This is a genomic window from Microbacterium sp. Bi98 (assembly GCF_918698045.1).
GTDB lineage: Bacteria > Actinomycetota > Actinomycetes > Actinomycetales > Microbacteriaceae > Microbacterium.
Genome location: NZ_CAKKLK010000022.1, coordinates 1 through 5,527 on the forward strand (window position 1 = coordinate 1; position 5,527 = coordinate 5,527).

3 rRNA genes are annotated in these 5,527 nt (G+C 54.4%); all 3 read right to left on the reverse strand.

Features of this window, described 5'->3' with window-relative positions:
* Positions 1 to 8: 8 nt before the first annotated feature.
* The 3 genes from rrf to LQZ85_RS17785 all read right to left on the reverse strand — a co-directional run bounded on the left by rrf (position 9) and on the right by LQZ85_RS17785 (position 5,271).
* A 5S ribosomal RNA gene (rrf, locus tag LQZ85_RS17775) occupies positions 9 to 126 on the reverse strand.
* Between the two features lie 109 nt (positions 127 to 235).
* Positions 236 to 3,340 (reverse strand): 23S ribosomal RNA (locus LQZ85_RS17780).
* A gap of 406 nt (positions 3,341 to 3,746) precedes the next feature.
* Positions 3,747 to 5,271, reverse strand: a 16S ribosomal RNA gene (locus LQZ85_RS17785).
* Together the 16S, 23S and 5S rRNA genes form the textbook arrangement of a ribosomal RNA operon.
* Positions 5,272 to 5,527: the final 256 nt, after the last annotated feature.

Genomic DNA, 5,527 nt, shown 5'->3' on the forward strand with positions numbered 1-5,527 from the left:
TAAAAGAAGTCCGGCGGTGTCCTACTCTCCCACAGGGTCCCCCCTGCAGTACCATCGGCGCTGTGAGGCTTAGCTTCCGGGTTCGGAATGTAAACCGGGCGTTTCCCTCACGCTATGGCCGCCGAAACACTATTGATGTTTCAATCAAACCTATAGACAAATCATTGTTGTCTGTAGGGTTCTCGACCGTACATCGAGAACCACTCAGTGGACGCGTAGCACCAACAAACGGTGTGTTATCAAGTCATCGGCTTATTAGTACCAGTCAGCTGCATGCATTACTGCACTTCCACATCTGGCCTATCAACCCAGTAGTCTGGCTGGGAGCCTCTCACCCGAAGGTATGGAAATCTCATCTTGAGGCCGGCTTCCCGCTTAGATGCTTTCAGCGGTTATCCATCCCGAACGTAGCTAATCAGCGGTGCTCCTGGCGGAACAACTGACACACCAGAGGTTCGTCCAACCCGGTCCTCTCGTACTAGGGTCAGATCCTCTCAAATTTCCTACGCGCGCAGCGGATAGGGACCGAACTGTCTCACGACGTTCTAAACCCAGCTCGCGTACCGCTTTAATGGGCGAACAGCCCAACCCTTGGGACCTACTCCAGCCCCAGGATGCGACGAGCCGACATCGAGGTGCCAAACCATGCCGTCGATATGGACTCTTGGGCAAGATCAGCCTGTTATCCCCGAGGTACCTTTTATCCGTTGAGCGACAGCGCTTCCACAAGCCACTGCCGGATCACTAGTCCCGACTTTCGTCCCTGCTCGACCTGTCAGTCTCACAGTCAAGCTCCCTTGTGCACTTACACTCGACACCTGATTGCCAACCAGGTTGAGGGAACCTTTGGGCGCCTCCGTTACTTTTTGGGAGGCAACCGCCCCAGTTAAACTACCCACCAGGCACTGTCCCTGAACCGGATTACGGTTCGAAGTTAGATATCCAGAGTGACCAGAGTGGTATTTCAACAATGACTCCACATGAACTGGCGTCCATGCTTCACAGTCTCCCACCTATCCTACACAAGCCACACCGAACACCAATACCAAGCTGTAGTAAAGGTCACGGGGTCTTTCCGTCCTGCTGCGCGTAACGAGCATCTTTACTCGTAATGCAATTTCGCCGAGTTCGCGGTTGAGACAGTTGGGAAGTCGTTACGCCATTCGTGCAGGTCGGAACTTACCCGACAAGGAATTTCGCTACCTTAGGATGGTTATAGTTACCACCGCCGTTTACTGGGGCTTAAATTCTCAGCTTCGCCTTGCGGCTAACCGGTCCTCTTAACCTTCCAGCACCGGGCAGGCGTCAGTCCGTATACATCGTCTTGCGACTTGGCACGGACCTGTGTTTTTAGTAAACAGTCGCTACCCACTAGTCTCTGCGGCCTCCAAACGCTTTCGGAGCAAGTCCTAATACGTCGAAGGCCCCCCTTCTCCCGAAGTTACGGGGGCATTTTGCCGAGTTCCTTAACCACGATTCTCTCGATCTCCTTGGTATTCTCTACCTGACCACCTGAGTCGGTTTGGGGTACGGGCGGCTAGAACCTCGCGTCGATGCTTTTCTTGGCAGCATAGGATCATCCACTTTTTATCCGCATCGTGTCTCAGCCTATGTGAGAGACGGATTTGCCTATCTCTCGGCCTACGCACTTGCACCAGGACAACCATCGCCTGGCTTGGACTACCTTCCTGCGTCACACCTGTTAATACGCTAACCGCACCAGAATGGGGTCGTGCGCTAGGCCCAACGCGTCACCCCGAAGGGATCAGTCACTGGGATTCAGACACTTAGCACTACTGGATTAGCTTGGGCGGTTCTTCGCCGGTACGGGAATATCAACCCGTTGTCCATCGACTACGCCTGTCGGCCTCGCCTTAGGTCCCGACTTACCCAGGGAAGATTAGCTTGACCCTGGAACCCTTGGTCTTTCGGAGGACGTGTTTCTCACACGTCTTTCGCTACTCATGCCTGCATTCTCACTCGTGTAGCCTCCACGGCTGGTTTACACCGCCGCTTCGCTGGCCACACGACGCTCTCCTACCCATCAACACGGCTGGACCACGAAGGCCTACCAATAATGTCAATGCCACAACTTCGGTGGCGTGCTTGAGCCCCGTTACATTGTCGGCGCGGAATCACTTGACCAGTGAGCTATTACGCACTCTTTCAAGGGTGGCTGCTTCTAAGCCAACCTCCTGGTTGTCAAGGCAACTCCACATCCTTTCCCACTTAGCACGCGCTTTGGGACCTTAGTTGGTGGTCTGGGTTGTTTCCCTCTCGACTATGAAGCTTATCCCCCACAGTCTCACTGCTGCGCTCTCACTTACCGGCATTCGGAGTTTGGCTGACGTCAGTAACCTTGTAGGGCCCATCGGCCATCCAGTAGCTCTACCTCCGGCAAGAAACACGCAACGCTGCACCTAAATGCATTTCGGAGAGAACCAGCTATCACGAAGTTTGATTGGCCTTTCACCCCTATCCACAGCTCATCCCCTCAGTTTTCAACCTAAGTGGGTTCGGTCCTCCACGACGTCTTACCGTCGCTTCAACCTGGCCATGGATAGATCACTTCGCTTCGGGTCTAGGACATGCGACTGAATCGCCCTATTCAGACTCGCTTTCGCTACGGCTACCCCTCAACGGGTTAACCTCGCCACATATCGCTAACTCGCAGGCTCATTCTTCAAAAGGCACGCTGTCACAGCTACTAAGGCTGCTCCAACGGTTTGTAAGCAAACGGTTTCAGGTACTATTTCACTCCCCTCCCGGGGTACTTTTCACCTTTCCCTCACGGTACTTGTCCGCTATCGGTCATCTGGGAGTATTTAGGCTTATCAGGTGGTCCTGACAGATTCACACGGGATTTCACGGGCCCCGTGCTACTTGGGATACTCTTCGCGCCACGGTTGGCATTTCGACTACGGGGTTGGCACCCTCTATGACCGGCCTTTCAAGACCGTTCGTCTATACCATCGTGTAACGCCGCCATCTCGGCAGAGATGACTGAAAAGTCCCACAACCCCCAACGTGCAACGCCTGCCGGCTATCACACACGCTAGGTTTAGCCTGTTCCGGTTTCGCTCGCCACTACTAACGGAATCGCGGTTGCTTTCTCTTCCTGTGGGTACTGAGATGTTTCACTTCCCCACGTTCCCTCTACCCGCCCTATATATTCAGGCGGGAGTCACTAGGTCGGCACGCCGCCCAGCGGGGTTTCCCCATTCGGACACCCTCGGATCAAAACTTGCTTATCAGTTCCCCGAGGCTTATCGCAGATTGCTACGTCCTTCTTCGGCTCCAGATGCCAAGGCATCCACCGTTTGCTCTTAAAGACTTGAAATCACATGAGTTTGAATCAGAATCGACACCAGGCACGAAGGCCTGGCATGAAATTGACTAATGATCTTTAAGATCATCTTGTGCAACCGACCGAAGCCGGCTGCAAGATGCTCGCGTCCACTGTGTAGTTCTCAAAGTACGGGCGGTACCCCTTCTCGCCACCCCCACAGGGGAAACAACAAGAGGCCCAGAGGTACAGAAACGATCCGAAGATCGCATCCGGTCCCTCAGGACCCAACAGCGTGCAGGTGCGACATCCGAAACCCTCCCCGTTCCCACCGCAAGCGGTGTACTAAGCGAGAGCTTCTTCCTTCGCACCATGTCAAATGTTCCACCCATGAGCTCCCAGCGAAGAACGAACGTCTTCGATCTGGGTTCTGGACTCCGAAGAGTCAGATGCTCCTTAGAAAGGAGGTGATCCAGCCGCACCTTCCGGTACGGCTACCTTGTTACGACTTAGTCCTAATTACCGATCCCACCTTCGACGGCTCCCTCCACAAGGGTTAGGCCACCGGCTTCAGGTGTTACCGACTTTCATGACTTGACGGGCGGTGTGTACAAGACCCGGGAACGTATTCACCGCAGCGTTGCTGATCTGCGATTACTAGCGACTCCGACTTCATGAGGTCGAGTTGCAGACCTCAATCCGAACTGGGACCGGCTTTTTGGGATTCGCTCCACCTCGCGGTATTGCAGCCCTTTGTACCGGCCATTGTAGCATGCGTGAAGCCCAAGACATAAGGGGCATGATGATTTGACGTCATCCCCACCTTCCTCCGAGTTGACCCCGGCAGTATCCCATGAGTTCCCACCATTACGTGCTGGCAACATAGAACGAGGGTTGCGCTCGTTGCGGGACTTAACCCAACATCTCACGACACGAGCTGACGACAACCATGCACCACCTGTTTACGAGTGTCCAAAGAGTTGACCATTTCTGGCCCGTTCTCGTATATGTCAAGCCTTGGTAAGGTTCTTCGCGTTGCATCGAATTAATCCGCATGCTCCGCCGCTTGTGCGGGTCCCCGTCAATTCCTTTGAGTTTTAGCCTTGCGGCCGTACTCCCCAGGCGGGGAACTTAATGCGTTAGCTGCGTCACGGAATCCGTGGAATGGACCCCACAACTAGTTCCCAACGTTTACGGGGTGGACTACCAGGGTATCTAAGCCTGTTTGCTCCCCACCCTTTCGCTCCTCAGCGTCAGTTACGGCCCAGAGATCTGCCTTCGCCATCGGTGTTCCTCCTGATATCTGCGCATTCCACCGCTACACCAGGAATTCCAATCTCCCCTACCGCACTCTAGTCTGCCCGTACCCACTGCAGGCCGGAGGTTGAGCCTCCGGATTTCACAGCAGACGCGACAAACCGCCTACGAGCTCTTTACGCCCAATAATTCCGGATAACGCTTGCGCCCTACGTATTACCGCGGCTGCTGGCACGTAGTTAGCCGGCGCTTTTTCTGCAGGTACCGTCACTTTCGCTTCTTCCCTGCTAAAAGAGGTTTACAACCCGAAGGCCGTCATCCCTCACGCGGCGTTGCTGCATCAGGCTTGCGCCCATTGTGCAATATTCCCCACTGCTGCCTCCCGTAGGAGTCTGGGCCGTGTCTCAGTCCCAGTGTGGCCGGTCACCCTCTCAGGCCGGCTACCCGTCGACGCCTTGGTGAGCCATTACCTCACCAACAAGCTGATAGGCCGCGAGCCCATCCCCAACCAATAAATCTTTCCAGTAACTGACCATGCGGTCGCTACTCGTATCCAGTATTAGACGCCGTTTCCAGCGCTTATCCCAGAGTCAGGGGCAGGTTGCTCACGTGTTACTCACCCGTTCGCCACTGATCCCACAGAGCAAGCTCCGTGTTCACCGTTCGACTTGCATGTGTTAAGCACGCCGCCAGCGTTCATCCTGAGCCAGGATCAAACTCTCCGTAAAAAAGAAATGCATACGACACCGGGAAAACGGTGACGCAGCGAGTTTGATGCTGACCAAAGAGACAAATCATTGCTGACTTTATCCGTTGCCAACCCCACAAGGAGGTTGGTCTTTGATCCAAAGGAATCTCATCCAGCCGAAGCTGAATCGAGGTTATTTGGCATTTGACAAGTGCACGCTGTTGAGTTCTCAAGGATCGGATGCTCCCACGACCCAGTCATCACAACCAGGCCCGAAGGGCAACTTCTCTATCTTA